Annotated in this window: 21 protein-coding genes and 1 riboswitch; of the genes, 2 read left to right on the top strand and 19 right to left on the bottom strand. The window is 27.9% G+C overall.

The annotated features are described in order from the left end of the window. Positions 1–62 precede the first annotated feature (62 nt). Complete coding sequence (locus QP548_RS13550; protein ID WP_075808027.1) at positions 63–1,802, bottom strand: ABC transporter substrate-binding protein; 1,740 nt, start codon at positions 1,800–1,802, stop codon at positions 63–65. A 629-nt stretch (positions 1,803–2,431) separates the two neighbouring features. Between QP548_RS13550 and QP548_RS13545 the strand changes: the two genes are divergently transcribed. Then, a complete protein-coding gene (locus QP548_RS13545) occupies positions 2,432–3,724 on the top strand; it encodes an MFS transporter (RefSeq protein WP_003479149.1) in 1,293 nt (430 codons plus the stop codon). 760 nt (positions 3,725–4,484) lie between these two features. Here the strand turns inward: QP548_RS13545 and QP548_RS13540 are convergent. The 10 genes from QP548_RS13540 to QP548_RS13495 form a co-directional block, all read right to left on the bottom strand. After that, positions 4,485–5,342 carry a macro domain-containing protein gene (locus tag QP548_RS13540; RefSeq protein ID WP_061429155.1) on the bottom strand — a complete coding sequence of 286 codons (858 nt, stop codon included), beginning with the start codon at positions 5,340–5,342 and terminating at the stop codon, positions 4,485–4,487. Beyond that, complete coding sequence (locus QP548_RS13535; protein WP_236907309.1) at positions 5,339–5,710, bottom strand: hypothetical protein; 372 nt, start codon at positions 5,708–5,710, stop codon at positions 5,339–5,341. Before QP548_RS13535 ends, QP548_RS13540 begins: the two co-directional genes overlap by 4 nt. 492 nt (positions 5,711–6,202) lie before the next feature. Next, positions 6,203–6,640 carry a hypothetical protein gene (locus QP548_RS13530; RefSeq protein WP_061429157.1) on the bottom strand — a complete coding sequence of 146 codons (438 nt, stop codon included), beginning with the start codon at positions 6,638–6,640 and terminating at the stop codon, positions 6,203–6,205. Positions 6,641–6,877: 237 nt separating this feature from the next. Then, positions 6,878–8,134 (bottom strand): tyrosine-type recombinase/integrase, encoded by a 1,257-nt coding sequence (locus tag QP548_RS13525; protein WP_061429158.1) that lies wholly within the window; start codon positions 8,132–8,134, stop codon positions 6,878–6,880. Beyond that, positions 8,127–8,336, bottom strand: a complete 210-nt coding sequence (locus QP548_RS13520) for a DUF3173 domain-containing protein (RefSeq protein ID WP_011722909.1) — start codon at positions 8,334–8,336, stop codon at positions 8,127–8,129. The genes QP548_RS13525 and QP548_RS13520 overlap by 8 nt, the downstream gene beginning before the upstream one ends. A gap of 22 nt (positions 8,337–8,358) precedes the next feature. Then, positions 8,359–9,390, bottom strand: a complete 1,032-nt coding sequence (locus QP548_RS13515) for a replication initiation factor domain-containing protein (RefSeq protein ID WP_061415972.1) — start codon at positions 9,388–9,390, stop codon at positions 8,359–8,361. Beyond that, positions 9,371–9,874, bottom strand: coding sequence for a hypothetical protein (locus QP548_RS13510; RefSeq protein ID WP_061429159.1), 504 nt, complete (start codon positions 9,872–9,874; stop codon positions 9,371–9,373). Before QP548_RS13510 ends, QP548_RS13515 begins: the two co-directional genes overlap by 20 nt. 266 nt (positions 9,875–10,140) lie before the next feature. Beyond that, positions 10,141–11,514, bottom strand: a complete 1,374-nt coding sequence (locus QP548_RS13505) for an FtsK/SpoIIIE domain-containing protein (RefSeq protein ID WP_236907310.1) — start codon at positions 11,512–11,514, stop codon at positions 10,141–10,143. After that, entirely contained in the window at positions 11,511–11,801 is a 291-nt protein-coding gene (locus QP548_RS13500; protein ID WP_061429160.1) for a hypothetical protein, read from the bottom strand. Before QP548_RS13500 ends, QP548_RS13505 begins: the two co-directional genes overlap by 4 nt. Before the next feature lie 233 nt (positions 11,802–12,034). Further along, positions 12,035–12,613: a hypothetical protein gene (locus QP548_RS13495; RefSeq protein ID WP_061429161.1), complete on the bottom strand. Its 579-nt coding sequence runs from the start codon at positions 12,611–12,613 to the stop codon at positions 12,035–12,037. 279 nt (positions 12,614–12,892) lie between these two features. On the opposite strand from QP548_RS13495, the gene QP548_RS13490 reads away from it, so the two are divergent. Next, the gene (locus tag QP548_RS13490) at positions 12,893–13,249 is read left to right on the top strand and encodes a hypothetical protein (protein ID WP_061429162.1); all 357 of its coding nucleotides are present in this window, start codon (positions 12,893–12,895) and stop codon (positions 13,247–13,249) included. Between the two features lie 119 nt (positions 13,250–13,368). Here the strand turns inward: QP548_RS13490 and guaA are convergent, their stop codons facing one another. From guaA to QP548_RS13450, 8 genes are all read right to left on the bottom strand, one after another. After that, positions 13,369–14,898, bottom strand: a complete 1,530-nt coding sequence (guaA, locus tag QP548_RS13485; protein ID WP_003460104.1) for a glutamine-hydrolyzing GMP synthase — start codon at positions 14,896–14,898, stop codon at positions 13,369–13,371. Positions 14,899–15,003: 105 nt separating this feature from the next. After that, positions 15,004–16,458 (bottom strand): IMP dehydrogenase, encoded by a 1,455-nt coding sequence (gene guaB, locus QP548_RS13480; RefSeq protein ID WP_003454518.1) that lies wholly within the window; start codon positions 16,456–16,458, stop codon positions 15,004–15,006. Between the two features lie 188 nt (positions 16,459–16,646). Beyond that, positions 16,647–16,744, bottom strand: a riboswitch (purine riboswitch). A gap of 424 nt (positions 16,745–17,168) precedes the next feature. After that, positions 17,169–19,778, bottom strand: a complete 2,610-nt coding sequence (locus QP548_RS13475; RefSeq protein WP_061429163.1) for a PA14 domain-containing protein — start codon at positions 19,776–19,778, stop codon at positions 17,169–17,171. Between the two features lie 23 nt (positions 19,779–19,801). Then, positions 19,802–20,362 carry a PilW family protein gene (locus tag QP548_RS13470; RefSeq protein WP_061429164.1) on the bottom strand — a complete coding sequence of 187 codons (561 nt, stop codon included), beginning with the start codon at positions 20,360–20,362 and terminating at the stop codon, positions 19,802–19,804. Positions 20,363–20,387: 25 nt separating this feature from the next. Continuing rightward, positions 20,388–22,496 (bottom strand): type II secretion system protein, encoded by a 2,109-nt coding sequence (locus tag QP548_RS13465; protein ID WP_061429165.1) that lies wholly within the window; start codon positions 22,494–22,496, stop codon positions 20,388–20,390. A gap of 4 nt (positions 22,497–22,500) precedes the next feature. Continuing rightward, positions 22,501–23,502 (bottom strand): type IV pilus modification PilV family protein, encoded by a 1,002-nt coding sequence (locus QP548_RS13460; protein WP_061429166.1) that lies wholly within the window; start codon positions 23,500–23,502, stop codon positions 22,501–22,503. Between the two features lie 20 nt (positions 23,503–23,522). Next, positions 23,523–24,740, bottom strand: coding sequence for a hypothetical protein (locus tag QP548_RS13455; protein ID WP_061429167.1), 1,218 nt, complete (start codon positions 24,738–24,740; stop codon positions 23,523–23,525). Further along, positions 24,730–25,296 (bottom strand): PilN domain-containing protein, encoded by a 567-nt coding sequence (locus QP548_RS13450; protein ID WP_061429168.1) that lies wholly within the window; start codon positions 25,294–25,296, stop codon positions 24,730–24,732. Before QP548_RS13450 ends, QP548_RS13455 begins: the two co-directional genes overlap by 11 nt. Positions 25,297–25,306: the final 10 nt, after the last annotated feature.

Genomic DNA, 25,306 nt, shown 5'->3' with positions numbered 1-25,306 from the left:
CCCATTTTTCAAAATTAGCCTGGATTTCTGTCCAGGCTAATTTTCTTAATTTATTTTAAATTTTATTTATTGCTATCTAATTCAAGTTTATAAACATCGTGAGTCCAATCTATATAAGTTGAAGGGTTATATCCTTTAACTCTTGAATTTGATGCAAACATTTCTTGTGCATCTCCAATAAGAATGTAAGGTACATCTTCAGAGAATTTTAACTGCCATTCAGCATAAGCTTTCTTTCTTTCCTCTTGATTTGTTGTTCCTTTACCTTCTTTTAACAACTTATCTGCTTCTTCATTTCTCCAACCAATATTATTAAATCCGCCTGGTACATCTTGAGAAATAGCAAATATTCCTGATGGATCTGGATCTATTGAAAGGTTCCAAGCACCATTGAATATATCATATTCTCTGTTATTAACTTTATCCATCATTGTTCCAAATTCCATTAACTCTGGAGTAACCTTAACACCAATTTGTTCCCAAGATTGTTGAACTATTGGGATTAAAGCATCAACATATTTAGAACCAGTATAAGTTAACCATTGAAGTTCTAATTCAACTCCATCCTTATCTCTAACTCCATTTCCATTTGTATCTTTCCAGCCTGCTTCATCAAGTAATTCTTTAGCCTTTTCTGGATTATATTCATACTTAGGAACATCTGGGTTATATGCCCATGAAGTAGGAAGAATGTGTGAATTATAAACTTGACCATATCCTTGGTAATAAGATTGCATGAATCCTTCTCTATTTAATCCATAAAGTAGCGCTTGTCTCACTTTAGGATCCTTAACTTTATCACTACCATAGTTAAGTCCTATATATCCATAACCATTTTTCATATATAAATCTAAATTTAAGAATCCAGCTTGTTTTAATGGGTCTATATTTTCTGGTTTAGCACCAACTCTATCTATATCAACTGTTCCAGCCATTAATTCTTGTAGTAATGTTTGTGCATTTGTAACTTTCATTACTATATAAGGAATCTTCGGCTCCCCTTTCCAGTAATCAGTATTTTTTTCAAACTTAACTTCTTGTCCTGGTTTAAAGTGAACAAATTTATAAGCTCCTGAACCTACTGGCTCTAATAATTTATCCTTAACTGCTTGGAAGTTTCCTTTTTCAAATTTATAAACACTTTCAGGCATAATTCCATATTCAAAATTCCATATACCAGCTGCGTCAACATTTTTATTAGTAAATGATATTGTATAATCATCAATAACCTTTATACCTTCAACATTTTTAGCATCGCCCTTGTTATATTCCTCATATCCAACTAGGTTACTTACAGCATCCATTCTTGGTCCATCATATCCTGGATCACAAATAGAAGTAAATGTGAACGCTACATCTTTTGCTGTTAATTCTTGACCATTAGTAAATTTAATACCTTTATTTAATTTAAATGTATAAGTTTTTCCATCCTCAGAAACTTCATAACTTTCTGCTACATTTGGAACGGCTTCCCCTTTTTCATTATTGTAAATTAATCCATCAAATACTAAATTATTAACCCATGAATCATAAAGAGTAGAAGAATATATTGGTACAAATTCCCCCTTTGGATCTGTAGTTCCCACTATTAAAGTATCAGTTCTATTTTTTGCAGCATCTGGAAGCGCACTAGGATTTGACGCCTCTATTCTCTCTGGCTTTGATAAATCCTTAGTAGTTCCTCCAGACTCTGATCCATTACTATTTCCTTCAGTTGCATTATTAGCTCCGCCTCCACATGCTACAAATAACATTGAAGCTGCTAACCCTGCTGTTAATAATATAACTAATTTTCTTTTCATTTAATCTGCCCCCTTTTAATATATTTATTGCTGTTACGTAACAAACTTAAAATGCCCCATATAAAAAATATTGCTACAATAACATACATTTACTGTGATTTTTAAAATAAAATTTTATTACGTATTTTTCTTTGTTTTTATATTAAAACTTATATAACTTATAATTTACTTGTAAGTACACATTTAAATTAATAAATTATCAAAATAAACCTTAATATATAATTACTTTATTAAAAACTCAAGTGTATATCATAGAAAAACACACGTCTTTTAAAATTATATTATTTGTATTTTAAATTATTTCCAATAATTTTGCAATATTGTAAAATTATTTTTTCATTATAAATATTTTCTCAAAAAGATTATTAATTACAATTAATAAATCTTAACTATAAATAATAAGTTATTTTAAATATATGCCTAATATGTATTAAATTATTAATTTTAAAGATAATAATATATATAATATGAAATTTTAATAATTTGTTCCTATAAAAATATTTTTTTATTTTCGTGATAAAAGTTACAGTATATTCTTTTATTTAATGATATACTTTCAAAGTAATTATTAGATGAATTAGAAATTTTAGAGTTAAAAAATTAACAATCAGAAAAACGGAGTGAATGAGATGAAAAACTTAAATCTTAAAGGTAATCCAAATCGTGGATTAATAGGAGCTACATTAGGTTTCTTCATAGGTTTTGCAGCAGTTTCTCTTTATGGACCAACTTCTGCAGTATTTAAAGAAGCCTTCGTAAACCTTAATCCAGTATTACTAGCATTACTTATTGCAGCCCCTAATCTGTCAGGTTCTCTTCTTAGAATACCTTTCTCAGCATGGGTTGATACAACTGGTGGAAGAAAGCCCCTTATAGTATTACTACTTTTATCAATAATAGGTATGGGTGGTTTATACGTAGTATTAGCTTTCTTCAGTGATAACTTAAATCAATATTACTATTTATTATTTGCACTTGGACTATTATCTGGATGTGGTATAGCAACATTCTCTGTTGGTGTCAGCCAAGCATCATATTGGTTCCCCAAAAGCAAACAAGGTGTAGCTTTAGGAATATATGGTGGTGTTGGTAACTTAGCACCTGGAATATTTGCATTATTAATTCCAAACTTAGCACTTCCTCTATTAGGATTACCTGGTTCTTACTTAGCTTGGTTAATATTCTTAATAGTTGGTACTGTAATTTACATAAAAATAGGTCAAAATGCTTGGTACTTCCAACTTGTTGACAAAGGAATAAATAAAGATGAAGCTAAGGAAATAGCATCAAAAGAGTATGGTCAAGAATTATTCCCTAAGGGAAAAGCAAGTGAAACACTTTTAATATCAGCTAAGTCATGGAAAACTTGGGCTTTAGTATTCATATATTTCACAACTTTCGGTGGATTCTTAGCATTAACAGGTTGGTTCCCTAACTACTGGATGACTTATTTCGGATTAAACATGAAAGTTGCAGGTCTTTTAACAGCTTTATATTCTATATTAACTTCATTAACTAGAATATATGGTGGAAAAGTTGCTGATAAAAACGGTGGAGAAATAACTACTATAGTTTCTCTAGGAATAGCACTTATCGGTGCAATTTGTATGACTTTTGCTTCAACTATGACTTTAGCAATAATCGGTATAATCTTACTTGCTATTGGTATGGGAGTTGCAAACGCAGCAGTATTCAAAATTGTTCCTAATGCAGTTCCAGAAGCAATGGGTGGAGCTTCAGGATGGATTGGTGGATTAGGTGCTTTAGGTGGATTCTTAATACCTCCTGTAATGGCATCATTCCTAAACAGATCAGGATTTGCTGGATATTCACAAGGATTTTCAGTATTTATAGTTTTAATAATTGTAGCAATTGGAGTAATAGCTTTATTCCAAGCTTTACAAAAGAAATCAGCAAAATAAAACATTTATATAAAACAAAAGTAGCTATGAATTTTCATAGCTACTTTTTTATTTTAAATTATAAGTAATTAAGTAATTTATAAATATAAAATTATCCACTAAAATAAAAACTCTAAATTATCCACAAAATATTATTAAACCCTATTTATAATCTAATAACAAAAATGTATATGTTTTTATTGATTATAACAAGATAAATAGACAATCATATTAAAATGACTGCCTATTTATCCGTAATAAAAATTTATATATCTTTTGATTAGTTTGGATACTTAAATTTTATCTGATTTAGACCTAATAATTTATAATCAGATAAATTATATTAAAATTCAGATAGGATTAATACCTATCTGAATTAATTATTTATATTATTCCCACTCAATAAATTTATTACTATTATAATCCGCATATAATCAAGGATTACAAGTTTTTTTGTTATTTTGGTGAGGTTTATGGTGGGAGACCTTATTTATTATAATAATATTTTTCACAAAATATCACAATACTACTTAATTAATTTAAACTCTATTTTTAACCAACATTCATATTGAAACGTATAAAAATAACCAAGTAAATTTGTCCACTTTACTTATAACTCACAATATATCAAGGTTTTCATCTACTTGATAAATTGGAATTTGTAAATTAACTTTTATGACTCAGAATACTATATTCTACTTATTTTCAGCCGTGTTAGTGAAGCCTTCATATTAATATATTGAATTGTATTTACCTATGTTCACTTAGAATATACCATAGATCATTTTCCTATATTATTGATGGAAAAACCACTGTTTTTCTTGCAGACAATACGCAACTTATGCGGAGCTTTTATTTTATGAGAACTTAATTTATAAGACCAAATCATCATGTCTAGCAAATCTTGCTGTGAAATGGATGCTCCCGATCCACCATCAAATGTTGTTGTTCCTGCTCCTAATACTGGTACGCATATGTCTTTTTCAGAATTGTGATTCTCTAATTCCTTCCACAACAAATCCAAGCACACAAGATACTCGTCACGAGAAAAGAATCGCCCTTTACCTCGTTCATCTAATTTTGCAAATGCCATCAATAAGTCATCGCCATTTGGAACTATGGTTCCTGAATCATACCGTGTTTTATTCAGATATTTTGATTTGCTCCCTGCTGGTTTAATTTTGGAAGTTTCTATCAACTGCTGGACATCTAAATCTGGATGTAATGATAAATACTGCCCACATATGGAATTGGGTTTGACATCTGGGGTTGCGCTACCTACTTTTGTTGTAAAACACTCATCAAAATTGATTACTCGCTTACATTTCCTCTTTGTGAGTATATTTCCATACTCTACTCTAATTGAATAATTCTGGCCTTTGATTGTAATCCATCTACATATTTTTAGAAAGCCCATATACAGCAACGATATTGCACCCCAGACAAGCAAAAAGCACACAAGACGAGAAATTACTATATTAACATCTTGAACATCTAAATGATTAAACCACTTATCTTGTTTAAGTGTCTCTTGCGTTACCCATTCATGTTTCCCAAAGAACGCCTCCGGCACAAAGGTAAATATACCCGTAACGAAAGCAAATGCCAATGCTACACTTTTTTTGATGAAATCAATCAAAATCCAAGCACCTCTTTTATGTAGGAATAGTCTCCAACTTTCTTCCCATTAGAATCTTTTTTCCAGAATGGTTTCGCATCATTTCCGTAACCATTCATATATGATGGAAGCCAATTTAATTCATTACGTGTAGAATTATATACAATAATGATTGTTTTTTTCTTCTTTTTTGCCTGCTCAAATTCATGACGGAGATAAGAACATCCATTTATGTTTCCGTAATTGTCATTTTCTCCACACTTAGAAGTACTGTAAACCTTACACGCTTTAGTACCATTGGTATTTTGCTTATAAGGTGTACAAGAACACTGCCATTGTTCTTTTGATGCACGTTCGCATCCACTTCCAGCTGTACGAGAAGAGGTCATATCCCCCACAACAAAAATTACTGCCGACGATGCATTAATTTGACGATTAAATTCGGCTTTTAAATCACAAATACGACAATCATCACTATTAGCTACAGTGCCAGACGACACCTTCGACATATCAATGAAATCGACTTTATGTAGATTATCACTTCCCCATTTATTCAATTCATCTACAACATCTTGATCGCCATTAAGTCGATCATAATCAGCACTGATGTAAACTTGCTTGCTCATGCAAATCACGCTCCTTATTGAAAATTTTTATTTTGTTAGTGTTTTCTAACTGCATAAGGTCATTAATAGTAACTATAATAACCATATTATACCACAAGAATACTAATATAACACTCTAACAATCTTTATTTCTAATTCATCCCAGCATCTAGATAAATTCCTATTTATCCATCTTGCAATTTATATTCTTATTTATGCATAAATACCATATTTATTGTATTTAAATTATAACATATTTTAGAAAATATATTATAATCAATACTTATTTAACCTTTTATAAGCTTCTAAATACTTAATATTACGTTTTAAATCCTTATCCGATATTTCAGATAGTCTTGTTAAATCTATATTATGTTTTAAATCTATCAATTTAACTTTTCTAGCAATAGTATTACTTTTAATATTTTCTATATAATCCATATACTTTTGATTCTTAGGCTTAGTTAATATTTCAACTGCAATAACAATTTCTTCTGAGAAACCATAATTCAATAAGTCATTTCTAGTTATATCTGTGTCTTCTAAAATATCATGCAATACACCTACTATTTTAGCATTTAAATCATCAAGATTATTCATTACATGCAATAAATGAAAAATATAAGGCTTATTAGCTTTATCTTTTTGACCATAGTGTTTAATAGAAGCCAATTTAATAGCTTGCTCTAATTGTTTCTCTAAACTTTTTCCCAAAACAATACCTCATTTCTATTCTAATAATCTTTTAACTTTCAAATCTATACTTTTTAAGTTAATTGTATCTAATTATTAATTTCAAAGTCCATTCCAAATGCCATTGACAGTGAGCCTCTCGGAGCATAATCCTTTAACCTTACCGCCTCCCCTATAAAAAGGCTCATACCATAACTAGGTTATCATGCTCCTACTCACTGTAAATGGTAACCCCTACGGGCATTTTCCATTAAATAACTAAACCAATCTAATATTATTATTAACTGATTGATTGCCATTAAATTTAAGCTTAGTTGAATTAGCAGTTTCTATTTTTATATTTCCACTTATCTTTTTAGCTATTTCCGTATCTGCTCCACTCCATAAATGTGAATAATGTTTAAGAGTTATATCTGGACTAGAATGCCCCATACGTTGTGATAAAACAAGAACTGATACATTAAATTCATTAATTAGGTATGAAGCATGAGAGTGCCTTAATCCCTTTGCTTGTACCTTCTTTACTCCCGCCAGTTTTGAATATCTAGTAATTATCCTAGATATAGTTGACTTAATCATTGGTAATCCGTCGTAAGTAAATATAAAATCTTCTTCTCCACCTAATCCTATTTCTTTCTGTCTATCTCTCCATTCTTTTAAAATCTGTACTGTATCATCATCTAAAGCAATTATTCTTTTACCATCTTCTGTTTTTGTATAAGAATTTTTTCTCCACTCTTTTCTATTTTTAACTATTAACATATGATGAACTTTCAAACGTTTTTTTTCTAAATCTATATCATTCCAATATAGAGCAGTTCCTTCATTAACTCTAATTCCAGTCATATAATAAACCCATAACATTACAAAATTTAAATGCTCATAAAAATCTTTTATATAAATTTGATTAATAACTTTTTCAAACTCTTTTTTAGTCCAATATGGAACTATAGTTTTCCCTTTAGATATAGCTTTAACTTTTTTTGAAACATTCTTTTCTAAGTATTGCATTTCAACTGCTTTATCTAAACTTTTTCTTAAAGTTCCAAATAAAATACTACAATACCCTTGTGAAAATCCTTCTCCACCACTTTCTTTATCAGTTAATATAAATGTTCTATAATTTTGAATATCTTCTATTGTAATATTTCTAAGTTGAATATCTCCAAATCTTTTAATTAATTTATTAAATATTGCTTCTCTAGTACTAAAAGTACTTTCTTCTACATCTGTCCTATAGCATGGAATATATACCTCTCTCATGAATTGCTCATAAGTCATTTTATAATTTGAATAACTTTCAGCTTTATGATATTCTCTTTTTAAACGAGTTAATTCTTTATTAGCTTCTAAAGCGGAAGAAAAAGGCTTACCATTCCTATCTTTTCTTCCTTTTTTTCTAATTCTTTTTCCCGTTACTTTATCTGTACCAAACTCACTCTGATAAAAAAATCTTCCTTTATCATCTACATAAACACCTGGGTACTTTGTTGTATGTTGTGTTTTTTTATTCATTAATACCACTCTTCTCTATTTCAAAAGAAACTCCTAAAATTTCTTCAACAACTTCTCTTGGAACTCTACCTAAACGTTTATTATTATAGTACGGACAACCTCTTTGAACCATAATAGCTTTAGCTTGTCTGACTAAAGATATAGCTTGGTATTTCTTATATCCCATTCTCATTAAATCATCTTTACATACAGTAACACCCATCTTTTACTCTCCCTTCTGTATATCAATATTCTTCTTCATTTATTAACTCTAAAATACGTTGATCTATTAAAGTTCTATCCGCTACATTTATTTTTTGTTTTCCATTCTCAATTAATTCTTTTAAATAGATCCCCGCAAATTCACTTCCATATACACTTTCAAAAACTTCATAAATCATACTTATTGATTTTGCAGTATTTTCTTCAACCCATCTTTTTTTCTTTTGCAGTGTCATTTTTTCACGTTGAACTTTTAATGGAATAGCTTCAATCCCACCAACAAATTTATCCCACCATCTCATATTAGATAATCTATTTTTATTGTGTAAATCACTAGCATTTTTAGGTTTTGTTTTAAAACAATAATGTGCTGATAAAATACCTTTTATTATTAAATTTAGTGGCTTACCATTAGATATTTTAAAAGCTACTAACATTGCTTTTTTACCTGTCAATTCAAGTTCCCATCTAACCCATTGTTCAACATTAATAATTTCACCTACATTATCTCTTCTTTCTTGCTTTTTATCATAAATTCTTAATATCTGTGGAGGAGCACCTATATAAAGAGTAAAACCTGTTAATTTTCCATCTAAAACTCTTCCACTATTTATTTCAATAAATTTATGACTTTTTGTACTTAACTGACCTCTCTTAACATAATCTTGCAATGTTCTAACAGATGGGCTTGAATTATCAAATATATCTAAAGCTAAATCTATTCTTGATATATTACCCTTAATTTCTAATATATAAGAAATTAATTTGTACCAATGCCAACCTTCAACTCTATCCATATATTCTTCATATTGTCTACACGCTTGTCCTCCCATATCTATTAGAATATTATTATGACTTTGACTAGAATGAAGATTAATATTTGCAAAACTAAGACAACTATCATAAGTTGGATAGGGAGAACCTTTTACTGTTCCCCCTACAAAATTAGAAAATTCTATTCCCAAAACATTATTAGATACATTTCTTAAATTACTATTTGGTATTGAACAACGAAAATAATCAATTAAACATTTATTACTTTGCTTTTGCTCCATTTTCTTCACCTATAATATAGCTTTCTGCTACTACCTTAATATCTGAATATTGCCAAACATCTTTATACCCTACATCTTTTCCTATAAAAGTTTTATTTTGAACTTTTTTAGGTTTAACCTTAATGTTTTTAAATGATACTGGTATAAATTCTCCTTCTTCAAATCTTTCTAAATTTGGAATATTCTTTTGTTTCTCAACAATTATAGTTATAGGATTTCCTATTTCTGTTGAACCATTTTGAATAACAAGTCTAATAAAATTCAAATCATATATTTTAAATATTAAAGTGTATTCTCCTGTTTCAACTAATTCACCATTTAAGTTTTTTTCTTTTTCTATTTTAACGTTAATCCCTTCTTTAGGAACTACCATTTCATTAGGAACTTTAAATTGAGAAATATCAAAATTTAAATCTCCTAAATCAATATTTTCTGAATCATTTAAATTAAATAATGTTGTACTTTTTAAAATTAATTTTTCCATTTTTACTACCTTCCTTTTTTTAAAATTTTAGTTTTTTAAAGTTCCGAAATCTCGAAATTTCAAACCCTCCCAAAACTCTTACATTTCAACCATTTCGAGAGTTTTCTTTGAGGGAGATTCCCCTGTGTTACTCACAGAGGAGCTTTCTTTTTCTAGTTAATTTTTAATGCTATGAGCTAACGCTCAATTGTCATTTTTGGATAATATTTCCGACCATTCCATTCGAAAAACTCCGTTTTCGTCTACAATATTATCCAAAATGACAATTATTGTTGCTTTTTACTTTCAATTAACTTTCTTATCTCTTGTATAAAATCAAAATCTTTATCTATATATGGAGTTTCAAAATAAACTGGAGCAGTATGTACTCCATCTATTTGAATATAACCTCCACCTTTTTCAGTAACTGTTTTAAAATCTACATCATTAGTATCAAATATCATATTGTATCCTATTTTATCCATAGCACCTAATCCCGCTTTAAATCCCATTTGTGCTCTAATATTAGTTGGCAAATCATCTGCACTTGGTCTTTGAAGCAAAAGTTCAATTTGAATTCCTGCCTGTCTGCCTTTCATTACTATTGTAAATATATAATCTAACACTTCTTTACTTAATTTTTTATCTACTGAATGAATAAATGCACTAAATTCATCGAATATTAGAATTACAGGTGATAATCCAAAATCAGTATAATCTTTACCGAATGCAGAAATATCATTAAAATAAGTCTTATATCTATCCTCCATTATCTCTACTACTTCTCTTAACATCCTTGCAATTTGATTTGGTTCTGTTACTACTTTATCTTCCATACCTTCTATAAATCTTAAAAGACTTAGATCTGCCTTCTTAGGGTCAACTATATACAATTCTGCTTGTGGAGTTAAACTTAAATAACTTACAATTTTGCCCAATATAAAAAATGATTTTCCGCTACCAGTTCCCCCAACTATCAAACTATGTGGAGTTTTACTTAATCGATAAGATATATTGCCACTTATGTTAATTACATCTGAATTATTATGTTGATTCTTAATGCTCTCTCTTAAATCTATTCTCTTATCTTTTTCTTTAAGTAGCACGTACTCAAAAAAATCCACAGTAGAATTAGTTCTATCTAATTCTAATCCTAAAGTGCTTTCTATATTTTCACCTAAAGTTGGAGCAATTTTATTAAAACGATTACCACTTTTTAAAATTCTTGCATAAACTCTTTTATCATCTTCTCTATACATAATTTGAATAGTTCTTACAATTCTTTTTTCCTTATCCGAACCTATTCCAATCATTTCTTCATCATAAAGTTTTAGACTATGAATAAGATAAACAAGTCTTTTCTCTATCCATAAATTACTTTCTTCTTGTCTATTTTTTTGAAATCTCATATAATGGACTATGGTTTTATATATAAGATAAAAATAAAAAATTGTTATTAAAATTTGTGTAATATTATTTTTGAAAATATTAATTTCAGAAATATTAACAATAATAATGCTCTCTAAAATTATTATTATTATCAACGATACAATTTTTAAGGGTATAAAACCAAACTTTTTTGATACTGGAGGAGGATATTTAACGGTCTGCCAACCATTAGTGTCCTTCTTCATTATCATTCTAAAAAAATTTTCTATCATAAGTATTTTCTCCTATATCCTTTTAACCTTGAATATGCAAATTTTAATACAGAAAAAAATATTTGAGATAAGAAACAACATATTAAACCTGTGGCTAAAGTAAAATAACAACAAGCCATTCTATCAATATAATTATTAAATAATCCTTCACTAACTAAATTTACAGAAGCAAAAAGCAATTTTCCCCATACTCTGCTTGGATAAATTTCTCTGTATAATAAAGAAAATAAGCACAAAATAATTAATACTTTAAAAAAATAGTTTTTATAAGCACGAAAATTTCCCATAATTAATCTCCTTTATATTTTTTAGTGACAATAAATTATCTTTAAATATTTTTATATTTTTTAGGTGGCTCTCTTGAAAATGCTCTAAGTATTCTTTTATTCATTACTTTCTCCTTTCTATTAGTAATAAAAATCAACTCAATCAATCATCAAATTTATCAAATGCTTCATTACTTTCCTCATCAACATCTTCATCATTACAAAAAATTTCATCCAACCATTCTGATTCTTCTTTACTTAAATTCATTTATTTCACCTCCTTTCAATTCCTCATTTATTGCTTCTATTATTTCTCTCTCTTGCTCTCTAAGTAATATTAGTTTGTTCATTAAGGTATTTATCTTACTTAGATTAACATTATTTCCTTGAATTTCACTTTTTTCTTCTGACTTTATAACAGCATTGTTTAAAACATTACTTTCCTCAATCTCTTCTATTTTATCTGATTTTTCAAACTTCAAATTCTTAACTTCTTTTGCTTCACCAACACTTTTAAAAAAAGATTTATTTCTAATTATCTTTTCAATCAAATCACCTTTTTTATTATTCTTAAGCTGTTCCATCGTAATTTTTGATAAAAGATACAATCCCCTTACAGGATTATCCAAGTGGTTTTTTGTACTTAAGCAAACAAAAAGTAAATCTTCTTTAATTTCAGAATGAATTATTTCCTTAACATTCTTTGCAGTTCGTGATTTAACATTGTATTCCTTAATACTCTTTTCAATTTCATCTCTTATTTGTTGCATCTTTACTTCTTGATTAGCTAAAGACAAAACTATATTATACTTGTATGTTAGATTTAAGTTCATTTTTAAAACTCCTTTCTTTACTTAAAATTTTCATTCAGGTATTTTCCGAGTATCTCTCGAGCAACTACCTTAAATATATAATAATACTACTTCTTGTATTTGTAAACACTTTATTTTATTTTTTATCTTTTTTGATAAATAAAGATAAAAAATAAACCTTTAACCAAATAAAAGCTTCTCAAATCACACTTACCTTTAAACCTTAATTCAATTTTTTACTTAATATATTTTTAGTATAATAAAAGAAAGTTACTGATCTAATAGAAAGGAGTTAAAAAAATGGAATCTGATATATTAATAGCTTTCGATTTTGAACCTTCAATAGGTTTTTTAGAAATTGAAAACCTGGAAATTTCTTGGTTAAATAATATTGATAAAAATGATGAAATTTTTAAAAGACTAAATGACGGATTTGACTATTACTTTTTTAATAATATACTAATTATACCTGATCCTATACCATCACCTAGATTAAATTGGAATAAAACAATTTCAATAAAAGATGTTTTAGAAATAGATTGTAAAGGTCAATACCTAACTTTCTTTCACTTTGAAAAAAATGATAATATTCTTTTCGCTAAGTCTTTAACATTACCAGAATACATATTTTTAAAAGATAATATTCATATTAAATAAATATATTTTTGGTGGTGAAAATTGGTGGTGAACCATATAAAAATAAGCCTATTTTACAGATTATTAATTAAAATAAACATTGTAAAATAGGCTTTATCACTTTTAATTACTTATATATTTTATTCCCACTCGATAGTTGCTGGTGGTTTTGAAGTTACATCGTAAACAATTCTGTTAACTCCCTTAACTTCATTTACAATTCTTCTTGATACTTTATCTATAACTTCATATGGTATATGAGCCCAGTTTGAAGTCATTCCGTCTGATGATGTAACTGCTCTTAATCCTACAGTGTGGCAGTAAGTTCTTTCGTCTCCCATAACACCAACTGATTGAATGTTAGGTAATACTGCGAAGTATTGCCATATTTCACTTTCAAGACCTGCTAAAGCTATTTCTTCTCTGAATATAGCGTCAGCTTCTCTAACAACTTCTAATTTATCTTCAGTTACTTCTCCTAGAACTCTTATAGCTAATCCTGGTCCTGGGAATGGCTGTCTCCATACTAAGTGGTGAGGAATTCCTAATTCTTCTCCTACAGCTCTTACTTCATCTTTGAATAATTCTCTTAATGGCTCTATTAATGAGAATTCCATATCTTCTGGAAGTCCTCCAACATTGTGGTGACTCTTAATTACTGCTGAAGTATCTGTTCCACTTTCAACAACGTCTGGATAAATTGTTCCTTGAACTAAGAATTTAATATCTCCTAATTTTCCAGCTTCTTCTTCAAATACTCTTATGAATTCTTCTCCGATTATCTTTCTCTTAGTTTCTGGATCTGAAACTCCTTTTAATTTACCTAAGAATCTATCTTGAGCGTTCACTCTGATAAGGTTCATATCAAAACCTTCTTTGAAGATTTTTTCTACTTGATCTCCCTCATCTTTTCTTAATAGACCATGGTCAACAAAGATACAAGTTAATTGCTTACCTACAGCCTTGTGAACCATAACAGCTGCAACTGATGAATCAACTCCACCTGATAATGCACATATTAATTTTTTATCTCCAACTATTTTCTTGATTTCAGCTATTTTTTCTTCTGCGAAAGAAGCCATTGACCAAGAATTTTCTAATCCACATATGTTGTAAAGGAAATTTCTCATCATGTTTTGACCAAATGGAGTGTGCTCAACTTCTGGATGGAATTGAACCCCATAAAGTCTTCTTTCTTCGTTTTCCATAGCTGCTACTGGACAAACATCTGTATGAGCTATGATTTTGAATCCTTCTGGTGCTTCTGCTATGTAATCAGTGTGACTCATCCAACAAGTTTCATCTGCTTCTATTCCAGCAAATAATTTTGATGAATTATCTAAAGTTACATTAGTTTTTCCATATTCTCTTACTGGAGCAGTATCAACTTTTCCTCCTAAAAGGTGTGCCATTAATTGATCTCCATAGCATATTCCTAATACAGGAACATTTAAGTTGAATATTTCTTTGTCTAATGTAGGAGTGTTTTCTCCATAAACTGAGTTTGGTCCACCAGTGAATATTATTCCTTTTGGATTCTTTTCTTTTATTTTTTCTATGCTGTATGTGTAAGGTATTATTTCACAATAAACTCCACATTCTCTAACTCTTCTAGCTATTAATTGATTATATTGCCCACCAAAGTCGACAACTAAAACTAAATCTCTCATTTACTTTCCTCCACAATTTCATTTTCCGTTTATGTATAAAATATATTCAACAAAATGTTAAAACTTAATATATATTTTAACATTTTGCTGAAGCTTTTAATCTAATTATTGGTTAACACTGTAGTTTGGTGCTTCCTTAGTTATGTTTATATCATGAGGGTGACTTTCTCTAAATCCTGCTGAAGTTTGAACAACAAAATTAGCATTTTCATATAAATTTTCTAAAGTTGGTGCTCCTAAGTAACCCATTCCTGATTTTATTCCACCTATTAATTGGTAGATAGTATCTGCTAAATGTCCTTTGTAAGCAATTCTTCCTTCTACACCTTCTGGAACGAATTTCTTAGTACCATTTTGGAAATATCTATCACTTGATCCTTTAGCCATTGCTCCAAGTGAACCCATTCCTCTGTAAACTTTATAGCTTCTACCTTGATATATTTCTATAGCTCCTGGTGCTTCTTCACATCCTGCAAAGATTGATCCCATCATAGCTGCACATGCTCCAGCTGCTAAAGCCTTAACTATATCTCCTGAATATTTTAATCCACCGTCAGCTATTACTGGTATTCCTAATTTTTTACCTTCTTCAGCACAATCCATAACTGCTGTTAATTGAGGAACCCCAACACCTGCAACTATTCTTGTAGTACATATTGATCCAGGGCCTATACCTACCTTAACACAATCTGCACCTGCTTCTGCTAAATCTCTTACAGCCTCTGGTGTAGCTATGTTACCAGCTATTACTTGGAGTTCAGGATATTTAGCTTTTATTCTCTTAACTCCTTCAATAACTCCTTTTGAATGACCATGAGCTGTATCTAAAACAATAACGTCAACCTTTGCTTTAACTACTGCATCTACTCTTTCCATCATGTCATTAGTTACACCAATTGAAGCTCCACATAAAAGTCTTCCTTTTTCATCTTTAGCTGCATTTGGGAAAGCTTTAGCTTTTTCTATATCTTTTATAGTTATAAGTCCTTTTAGATTATTTTCATCATCAACTAAAGGAAGCTTTTCTATTTTATGTTGCTTTAATATTTCTAATGCTTCAGTTAATGTAGTTCCTTCCTTCGCAGTAACTAATGGGCTTTTTGTCATAACTTCTGAAACTTTTTTATCGTAATTTGTTTCAAATACTATGTCTCTGTTTGTTATGATTCCAACTAGTTTTCCTTCTCTTGTTACAGGAACTCCTGAAATTCTATATTGAGCCATTAAATCTAAAGCTTCTCTTACTGTGTGATCTTCTGATAAGAATATTGGATCTGTTATTACTCCATTTTCTTGTCTTTTTACTCTATCAACTTCTCTTGCTTGATCTTCTATTGTCATGTTTTTATGGATTATTCCTATTCCACCTTCTCTAGCCATAGCTATTGCCATTTTAGATTCAGTAACTGTATCCATACTTGCACTCATTAATGGAATATTTAATTGAATTTTTTTAGTTAATTGAGTTTTTAAAGAAACCTCATTAGGTAGGACCTCTGATTTGTTTGGTACTAGTAATACATCATCAAATGTATATGCTGTTTTTAATATTCTTGCCATACTATCGCCTCCACACACTATCTTTAAGTTATTTACGTACAATTAAATGTTTTTCCGTATTTCTACCTTTTAAACTTCTACTTATTTTTTGAAAGCAAACTTGCAAATATACACAAAAGATGAAATTTTATTTTCAAAAAAAAGCATAATAACTCCTAAGTGAAGTTAATATGCTTATAGTACGCCTATAGTATATCAAATTCACTCATAGACGGAAATTTAAGGTTTCCGGTAGAAACGCCTTGCCTTATTCAAAGCTTATACGAGTTTGTTTATATTCCGTTTTGTTTAATTTTTATTAATTATAATCTATGAAAGAAAGCTTGTCAATAAAATGCATAAAATAAATTTCAAAAGTTCACATCTGATTTTTTAGAATCATATTTTATATAATTTGCAAGAAATAATTCACTTATTTTTATATAATATAGTATATACTTATTAGTGGTACTTTTCATATTAATACATACATTTTTAATTTTATTATATATATCTTACAGATTATCTGTAATAATAAAGCTTTTCAATGAAATTTTTCCTTTGTCTTCCTAGTTATAAATAAATATTCACTTTTTATTAAATAATACTAAAGCATTTCTATATTAATCTTATTTTTAAGTCTTAATTAAATATATTATGCTCTAAAATTTATTAATAAATACAAAAATAAGACCACAAATTAAGTTATGTGATCTTATTTTTCTTTTAGATTAAAATACATCTGGCATTTCTGTTGGCTGAAGAATTGCATAATGCTTATCCATATCACTTGCACCTTCAATAGAACCCTCTACTTTTAATTGTTCCCTATTTGGTATGTCTGGTGTAATATTTATAACAATTAAATAATCAGTACCTTCTTCTAATTTAAATTTATCTTTATCTTTTATGGATATATTATTATTGTTTAAACTAAATTCTGCAGTTTCAGATTTTTCAAAGTCAACATTTCCATTTATTATCTTATATTTACTTACAGTTATATCTCTATTTCCTGTTCTTAAGTAATTTGAATTTAAAGAAACATTAATAATAGTTCCTAATGAATTTATTTTTACACTTAATGCAACTTTACTTGGAATTCCATTTACTACATTACTTATACTATTAACATTTCCAATATTACTAGGTTTAACTGCTGAATCTAAAATTCCCATCTTAATTATTTTAGAACTACTTATAGCATTTATATTTATTGTAGGAAAATATTGAGTTATAGTTGCCATATCCTTTCCCGAATACTTATAGGTAATTCTATTATCATTTCCATTAAAGATAAATTCTCCAATTCTACCAATTTGTATTTTAACTGGAATTTCTATAATTTCAGCTTTATACATCATATCACTTTTATCTAAAGTATAAACCAAATCATTACTAAATTTAATTGTAAAATTAGTACCATTTGGTGTCTCATCACCAGACTTTTCTATGATATAATATCTATTTGAATTCTCATTTAAATTACTATTGCTTTTTGAAACGAACTTAATTCCTGGAGGTAACATTCCATTTATTTTTATATCAGTTAGTCTTATAGTATCTGGTAACTTGTCACTAGAAATATTACTTATATCTTTAGTCGCAATAGACTTAGGTTTTAATGTATATTTTAAATCATATTTTTTCCCTTGGATTAATTTTTCTCCATTTTCTATACTTATATTAGTAATAAATCTATTCTCTACATTAAAATAACCATATTTACCTTCCTTTAACACCTCTTGATTTGAATCATTATTCTTATCTATAGATACTATTCTATAATCGATGTAGTAACTACCTTCTTCTGATGGAAATGGTATTCCATCCTTTCCACCAGTAAATATTCCATCGGCATTTTCACCTGGTTCTTTACTTTTTGAAGGATAGAAAGTAAATGCAGATCCATCTTCTCCCATAAATTTTCTATGTTCATATCCATACTCCCTATATTTACTATATTGATACCCTACTTTAAAGGCACCTCCACCTCCCCAGTTAAAATATTCTAATGATATAGGATAGTATTCATTTTCATTTAAATATATTGGATTTGCATTACTATTTGAAAAATACTGTACCCCATGAGGATAAAATCCATTCTTTGAAAATTCATATGCTTTTCCATCGGCTGTAATAGTTCCCTTAGCACCATCATCAGATAGTATACCCAATATATACCACCCAGTTTTTTTAGGTTTTATGTATCCCCAATATTTGGCTGCCTCTTTATACTCTCCACCAATATACATATTATTATAAAAAGTCATATTAGGTACCCATTTGTATTGTGTTATCCCATCACTATCAATATAACTAGTTAAATGTCCATATTGACTTTTACTACTAGCAACAGTTGTAGGTAAATATTTTATATTACTTGATGGATTTTTAAATACTAAATTAGGGTCAGACCATTGGCTATTACCACTTAATGTAGGCAAATGGTTAACATCGTAAGATCTAAATGTTAAATTATTAGGATTATCATAATCTATATCTGCATTTATACTATTTGTAGTTAACAGTATACTTTTCCATTCAGTATTGTCATCTTGTCCCCTTTTTATAAATCTGTATTTTAAATAATAATCACTATTTTTATCCTTTGCTATTCCTGAAACTTTAAAGTTAGCTAATCCTCTTCCTATTAAAGTATTATCTTGAGTTAAATCTTCGTAATAAATTTTATTATTTTTATCATTTTCAGTATTATAAGTTTTTCCTAAAGTACCCCTTGAATCACTTACAGATATATTTACACTTAATCCATTATTAACAGTAAATTTTACCTCCGGTAAGTTTTTTAAAGTAGCTCCATTTATTTTTATACTTCCATCTACAATATATTCATTAATAGCTTCATTATTTAAATTCTTACCAATATATTTTATAGTAATTTTAAAAGGATTAGCACTATAATATCTGTCCCACCAATTTCCTGAAAGTTTATATTCTACATTTGGGAGCTTAATTGAATTAATATTCACTCCATCAATATTAATATTTTCATTAGTTTCCTCTTGACTCAACTTTATTTCTTTTACCCGTATTCCCTTAGGTATATTTAAATCTAGTGTTATATTTCTAAGATCTTCTACATAATTATATCCATTCCAAAAACTATCCCCAAAATATCTAGCAGATAAATCTTGTAATTGTACCATATAAGTAACATTTACCTCTTCATTGTTATTTATTTTATATTCCGTATTATCAGTACTTATTTTAGTATTAGAGATTGAATAAGCTAAAACATTTAAACTTATTAAACTTATTATCCCTATTGCTAATATAAAAATAAAACTATTTCTTCTATTATCAACTAACTTAATCAACTATTTCACCTCCAAACCCTCTTTTATTTTTTATTTCTAAAAGTTAATATATTACTAACTTCATATGGAGTAGCATACTTAGTATCAAATTCTATTTTTACCTCTATTGAGTTAGCTGTATTAAAATTTTTTCCACTAGGTAATGCATTAAATTCTATATCTTTTACAAATTGTCCTATCTGAAACTCTTTTTTATTATCTTTCTTATAATATAAAACTTCATTTTCTAACCTAAAAGTAGTTTTTATATTATTATCTAATTCATCATTATCAAATGTTATTGATATATTATCTCCTTTTCCTAGACCAACGGTTGTACTATTTCTAGTTAGATCAATACTATCTTTACTATTATCAATTTTAATACTTGAAATTTTTGAAGCTTCCATAGATGATTCAGTAAAATAATTCATTATAGACTTTGCTTCCCTTTGAAAATCTATTTGATTGCTTGTCTTATCTAAAGTTACATAATTTGAAATAAAGAATGGGCTGACTATCATTAATATGATTGCTATTAATGATAGTGCTACAACTAATTCTATAAGAGAAAGACCTCTTTTTCTTAATTTTAAATTTTTCATTTAATCACCATCTTTCTCTTAATAGTTAGTTTACTTCCCAATTACTTGTTTTAACTAAATCTAAAGTTATATCATTTATATCTTTTTCTGATTTCACTAATAAATATGTAGAATCTGGATTTCCAGTAAATACGCCTTTAAAATATTCATAATTACTTCCTATTAATTGTTTTAAATATTCTTCATCATAAGTTATACTTATATTTTGTTTTTTAGTCGTATCCTTATTTAAAACATCTAAATTCCCAGTAGTTATTATAGTTCCCTTAAAATCTATACTACTATCTATTTTTATATCTTTATCTGTTATAATAATCCCATTACAACTTTTATTTATTGTTATTAATTTATCTTTTATTTTCAACGGACTATTCTCTATATTTTTTAGAACATTAGCTCCATTATTTATATCAATATATATTAAATCATTATCCTTTGTAATTTTATTTGTATATTTCTTTTCTCTAGAAATTGTTGTTTCTGTATTTACTACATTTACTTTTCTAAAATAATTATCTACATACTCTTCTCTTATTTTTTTAATATCATCTAAAATTAAGTTGTTTCCTTTTATATCATTATTACCATCTACAGTTACCCCAACACTTATTACATCATCAGAACTAGGTAATTTTATTCCATTACTTTTTATATTAAAACTCTTACTAGCTTCCTTAAAGTATTTAGCTTTAGCGTCTAAACTGCTATCTCCATTTATTCTCTCAACTAACTGTAGCGGATTATAATATTTAAACTCAACATCTTTACCTTTAACCGCATATGTATAAGCTATATAATTTCCCTTTACAGCTAAAGACTCCCCTGTTTGGTAACTTTCACCTAAAGTATTTATATATGCACTTCCCATTATTACAGCTTTATTCTTGATATCTAAACTTGATCCATTGCCTAAATCTTTTGAATTTATTATTATAGCACTTGAATTTTGTTTTTCTCCAGTTAAAGTTTTATCACCAGAGTTACTGTTTATTCCATAAAAACCATCTTGAAGTTTTATTGTTGAGTTTAATCCATTCATTATTAAATCATTCATAGTATAAACAGGAACCTTAGTGTCAATCTTATTTCCCTCTAAAGTTTCACTATTACCAAAAACTTTATTAGAATTGAGATTTTCAAAAGAATATATACCAAGATTATGTGTATACACTCCCCCATTATTTCCACCTAATGAAGATAAAACTTTAAGTTCTCCATTCTCTCCATTAAGAATTATGTCTTGCTTACTAACTAAAATTCCGTTATCTACACTTAAATCACCACCAGAAATAACTATTCCACTTGCATTTTTGTTTTGACTTGAATTTTTATATGACTTATTATCTTCAAAACTATAATTTGCCGAAACATAAGCACTTCCATTTATATTTAAATTGCTATTTTGATTAATATTAAGATTTTCACCTACCACTAAACCTTGTTGCCATATATTATATACTGGTATCTTTTCTGTATAATATGCTCCATTATAATCTGGCACTTCTATCTCAAAAGTTAATGATACATCCTTATAGTTTTTAATTTCATTTCCATCTTTAACATTAAATTTTGAATTTAATCTTAGAGTTAGAATCTCCTTATCACTTTTTTTATTTCCTGATAATTCAAAAATAAAGTTTTTATCCAAATCACCTAATTGGTTTATTCTATTAACTAACTCTAATTTATTATTATTTATAGAAACTAATTCTATATCATAATAATTATCTTCTTTTTCATATTTAAATCCTTTTGTATTAAACAAGACATGTCCATCTTTAATTTTAAATAAACTTTTAAGATTATTCTGTATGTATTTTTTATATTCCTTTTTAAAAATCTCATTTTGAGTACTTTCTATATTTTCAGAAGTTAAATTTTCAATACTACTTTTAGTTACCGCATCATTTCCCGCTTCTACAGCCTTTGAAGTCAAATTATTAATTTTCACTTTAGCTTCATCTAACCCTGATTCTGACATATATAAATTTTGAGTTTTTTTAGAATCAACTATTATAGCTTTATAATTTGCTAAAGAAAGTGAAACTATAGCTGTACCTATTGTTGCAATTATTGCCAAGACTACTATTACATATGCAAGAGAAGCTCCTTTTTTCTTCTTCATGTATAACATATTATCACTCTCCTATAAATTCTGTAGCCTTTATACTGTATATCTCTTGATTGCCATAATTGACATTTAAGTCTATATCATATAAACCAACTTTATTGTCATAAGGTGATTTCTCAACATAGTTTTTATAAATTTTAACTATGCCTTGAGGAGTAGTATTTTCAATATTATCATAATACCTTACACCACTCCCCTTGTATTTATAAGCATATACACTTAAATCACCATTTGTATCACTATTAGAAGCTTTCAACTTTATAGCTTTATTTTTTTCATCTTCATAAAAAAGAACTTTAACTTTAGACTCTTTATCTTTATCTAATAGATCTTCTTCATTCAAATCCTTTTTAGTTTTTACATTATCAGTATTTGATGATACATCTATATCAGTTTCATGTGTTGATCTAATCTTAATTTCACCTTTAATATTCTTATCTATACTCAATTCAAGTAAATCATTATTTTCATTGTTAATTCTTTTATATTTTAATCTATACCATACCCTATTTACTATTTTATAAACAGTTATACTAGTATTTCCAATATAAACACAATAATTAAAGTCTAATTTTTCACTCTCTTTATTTTCTTCGCTTTTATTATGATTATAATCATTTAAATTTGGAGTTATAGTACCCTCAATCTCAAAACTCTTATTTGTATTATTAGGTTTAAAAATACCACTAACTTTATAAGAATCAAAGTTATCTTGACTATTATTTTCTTTATTTAAAGTTATAATCATTCCATTATTCAATACTATTTTATTTTTATCGGGATATGTGGATAAATTATATAATTTATCAATTTTTAATGCTTTTATTTGTTCTATGGTACTTTGAGCAATATCTATAGCTTGCTGCTTTTCACCACTTTTTACTGATGTTTTAACTGCAGTTAAAGTAAAGCTACCTAGGGGTATCATTATTAAAGTAAACAAAACCAAACTAATTATAGCTTCTATTACTGTAAACCCTTTTTTACTTTTTCTTTTTTTGATACCCATAGCTTCACACACCTTTTCTATTAGTTTTTAATGATTTTAACCTTACCATCTGTGGTTACATTAACTCTTGGACTTTTTTCGTCATCCTTATTTATTATTAAATTAACTTCTTTATCTGAACTATTTACAATTTTTATGTTAACTCCAGATTTATCATCTTTGTTTACTCTTTTCTCTGAGAATATTTCAAAGTTTATATCATTTCCATTTGGTTTAAATTCTTCTCCATTACCCTCAAATTTTGTTGGATAACTTTTTCCTTCAACCTTGTATTTGTAATAGTACTTTCCATTATCACCTGAAATGTACATTTCAATATTACTTACTGAGTTTTCATCATTATTTAAATATGTTTTTTTATCTTTATCATCTGCTTTACCTAAAACTATTGTTGGCAAATCTGAGTTTATAGGTCTAACAGTCATTAAGAAATCATTCTTAACCTTTGAATTTTCTAATTCATTTTCTATTGTTCCTGTTCCAACTGCACTTGCTCCTGAAAATGGATTTTCCTTACCATACTTCTCATCAGCTGTTGTAAACTCTTCTTTTGAATCATCTATCTTTGGAATTGCAACAAGTTGTATATTCATATTTGCTGATACATTTCCATCAGTTTGTGCACTTAAATTAAAATTAAGTATATTTATGTGCTTTGGATTCTCTTCAATAGACTTCATAAATTTCATCACATTATCATAAGTACCATTTACACTTAATGAAACTGTCATTTGACTTAAGTTATATATTTCTTCTTGCTTTTTATCTTTGTTATCTTCATTTTTCTTCTTATTAGTTATATTGTTATAATCATTAACTATTCCCTGTATTTGATTTGGATTTTCATCATCCTCACTTTTACTAGAGGAATCTCCATCTTGCTTCTCCATAACTGGCATAGTTTTTATTTCAGAAAAACTCATAGTTCCTTTAACATTTGCATCATTCATAAGATTATTTAATTCTAATATTATATTGGGCTGTGATATGTTTGAATAAAAGCCTGATGTTAAATTTTGAATTTCTGAGTTAAAAATATTTATTTCTTCTTTATTAGGTTCTGTGGAATTAACCATTTTCACATCATGGTTATATTCTTCCTTTACTTTTAGTTCCTTTGATTTTAAGTCTTTCAATTTGTTATATTGATAATCCCAAACCACTTTATAATATCCAAAACCAACAACCCCTAGAGCTAGGACAAATAATAAAGTTTTTTCTCTTTTATTAATTTTCATTATTTCCTACCTCCTTTAAAGTACAACTTATGGAGAATGAATAGTCTCCCTGTGCATTTCTTTCTCCAATTCCACTTATATATGTATTTTCTATAAAACCTAAATTATTTAAGTTATATTGAAGATCACTTATAGCACTTCTTGTTTTTGATAATGCTTGTATTGTTAAAGTTTTATTATCTATACTTATTTGAGTAAATACTAAATCCTTAGGAACAGTACTATTTATTATTTTAATCCTTTGAGTAGTTACATAATTATTATCATAAACTTGTTCTGTAGCAACTTTCACATTAGTATAATACTTTTCTAAATCATCATGCTCCTTTTCCACCTTCATTGCTAAACCTAACTTTTCTTGCATATCTGGCTTATCTATTTCTCCTTGATAATAATTTATGTTTTTATTTAAAACATGCTCTTTTAACATGTTCACTGAAAAATTAACTACAAATATAAAGGCTAAGGCTCCAATTATTCCAAATCCTATATACTTTCTTTTTGAATCACTTTTTCTTTCCTCAGCTATATGGGAGAAAAAGTTAAAATCTCTCATTATTTATCAC

This window comes from Clostridium sp. UMB9555A (assembly GCF_030222355.1).
In the GTDB taxonomy this organism is placed as follows: Bacteria; Bacillota; Clostridia; order Clostridiales; family Clostridiaceae; genus Sarcina; species Sarcina perfringens.
This window is presented reverse-complemented; position numbering and strand designations above follow the sequence as displayed.

Coding starts and splice junctions, on each gene's coding strand:
- QP548_RS13550 (WP_075808027.1), bottom strand. CDS start 1,802: ATGAAAAGAAAATTAGTTATATTATTAACAGCAGGGTTAGCAGCTTCA.
- QP548_RS13535 (WP_236907309.1), bottom strand. CDS start 5,710: ATGACCTCTTCTCGTACAGCTGGAAGTGGATGCGAACGTGCATCAAAA.
- QP548_RS13455 (WP_061429167.1), bottom strand. CDS start 24,740: ATGAAAATTAATAAAAGAGAAAAAACTTTATTATTTGTCCTAGCTCTA.
- QP548_RS13465 (WP_061429165.1), bottom strand. CDS start 22,496: ATGTTATACATGAAGAAGAAAAAAGGAGCTTCTCTTGCATATGTAATA.
- QP548_RS13470 (WP_061429164.1), bottom strand. CDS start 20,362: ATGAAAAATTTAAAATTAAGAAAAAGAGGTCTTTCTCTTATAGAATTA.
- QP548_RS13495 (WP_061429161.1), bottom strand. CDS start 12,613: ATGAACTTAAATCTAACATACAAGTATAATATAGTTTTGTCTTTAGCT.
- QP548_RS13520 (WP_011722909.1), bottom strand. CDS start 8,336: ATGGGTGTTACTGTATGTAAAGATGATTTAATGAGAATGGGATATAAG.
- QP548_RS13460 (WP_061429166.1), bottom strand. CDS start 23,502: ATGGGTATCAAAAAAAGAAAAAGTAAAAAAGGGTTTACAGTAATAGAA.
- QP548_RS13510 (WP_061429159.1), bottom strand. CDS start 9,874: ATGGAAAAATTAATTTTAAAAAGTACAACATTATTTAATTTAAATGAT.
- QP548_RS13490 (WP_061429162.1), top strand. CDS start 12,893: ATGGAATCTGATATATTAATAGCTTTCGATTTTGAACCTTCAATAGGT.
- QP548_RS13545 (WP_003479149.1), top strand. CDS start 2,432: ATGAAAAACTTAAATCTTAAAGGTAATCCAAATCGTGGATTAATAGGA.
- QP548_RS13515 (WP_061415972.1), bottom strand. CDS start 9,390: ATGGAGCAAAAGCAAAGTAATAAATGTTTAATTGATTATTTTCGTTGT.
- QP548_RS13500 (WP_061429160.1), bottom strand. CDS start 11,801: ATGGGAAATTTTCGTGCTTATAAAAACTATTTTTTTAAAGTATTAATT.
- QP548_RS13505 (WP_236907310.1), bottom strand. CDS start 11,514: ATGATAGAAAATTTTTTTAGAATGATAATGAAGAAGGACACTAATGGT.
- QP548_RS13525 (WP_061429158.1), bottom strand. CDS start 8,134: ATGAATAAAAAAACACAACATACAACAAAGTACCCAGGTGTTTATGTA.
- QP548_RS13450 (WP_061429168.1), bottom strand. CDS start 25,296: ATGAGAGATTTTAACTTTTTCTCCCATATAGCTGAGGAAAGAAAAAGT.
- guaB (WP_003454518.1), bottom strand. CDS start 16,458: ATGGCAAGAATATTAAAAACAGCATATACATTTGATGATGTATTACTA.
- guaA (WP_003460104.1), bottom strand. CDS start 14,898: ATGAGAGATTTAGTTTTAGTTGTCGACTTTGGTGGGCAATATAATCAA.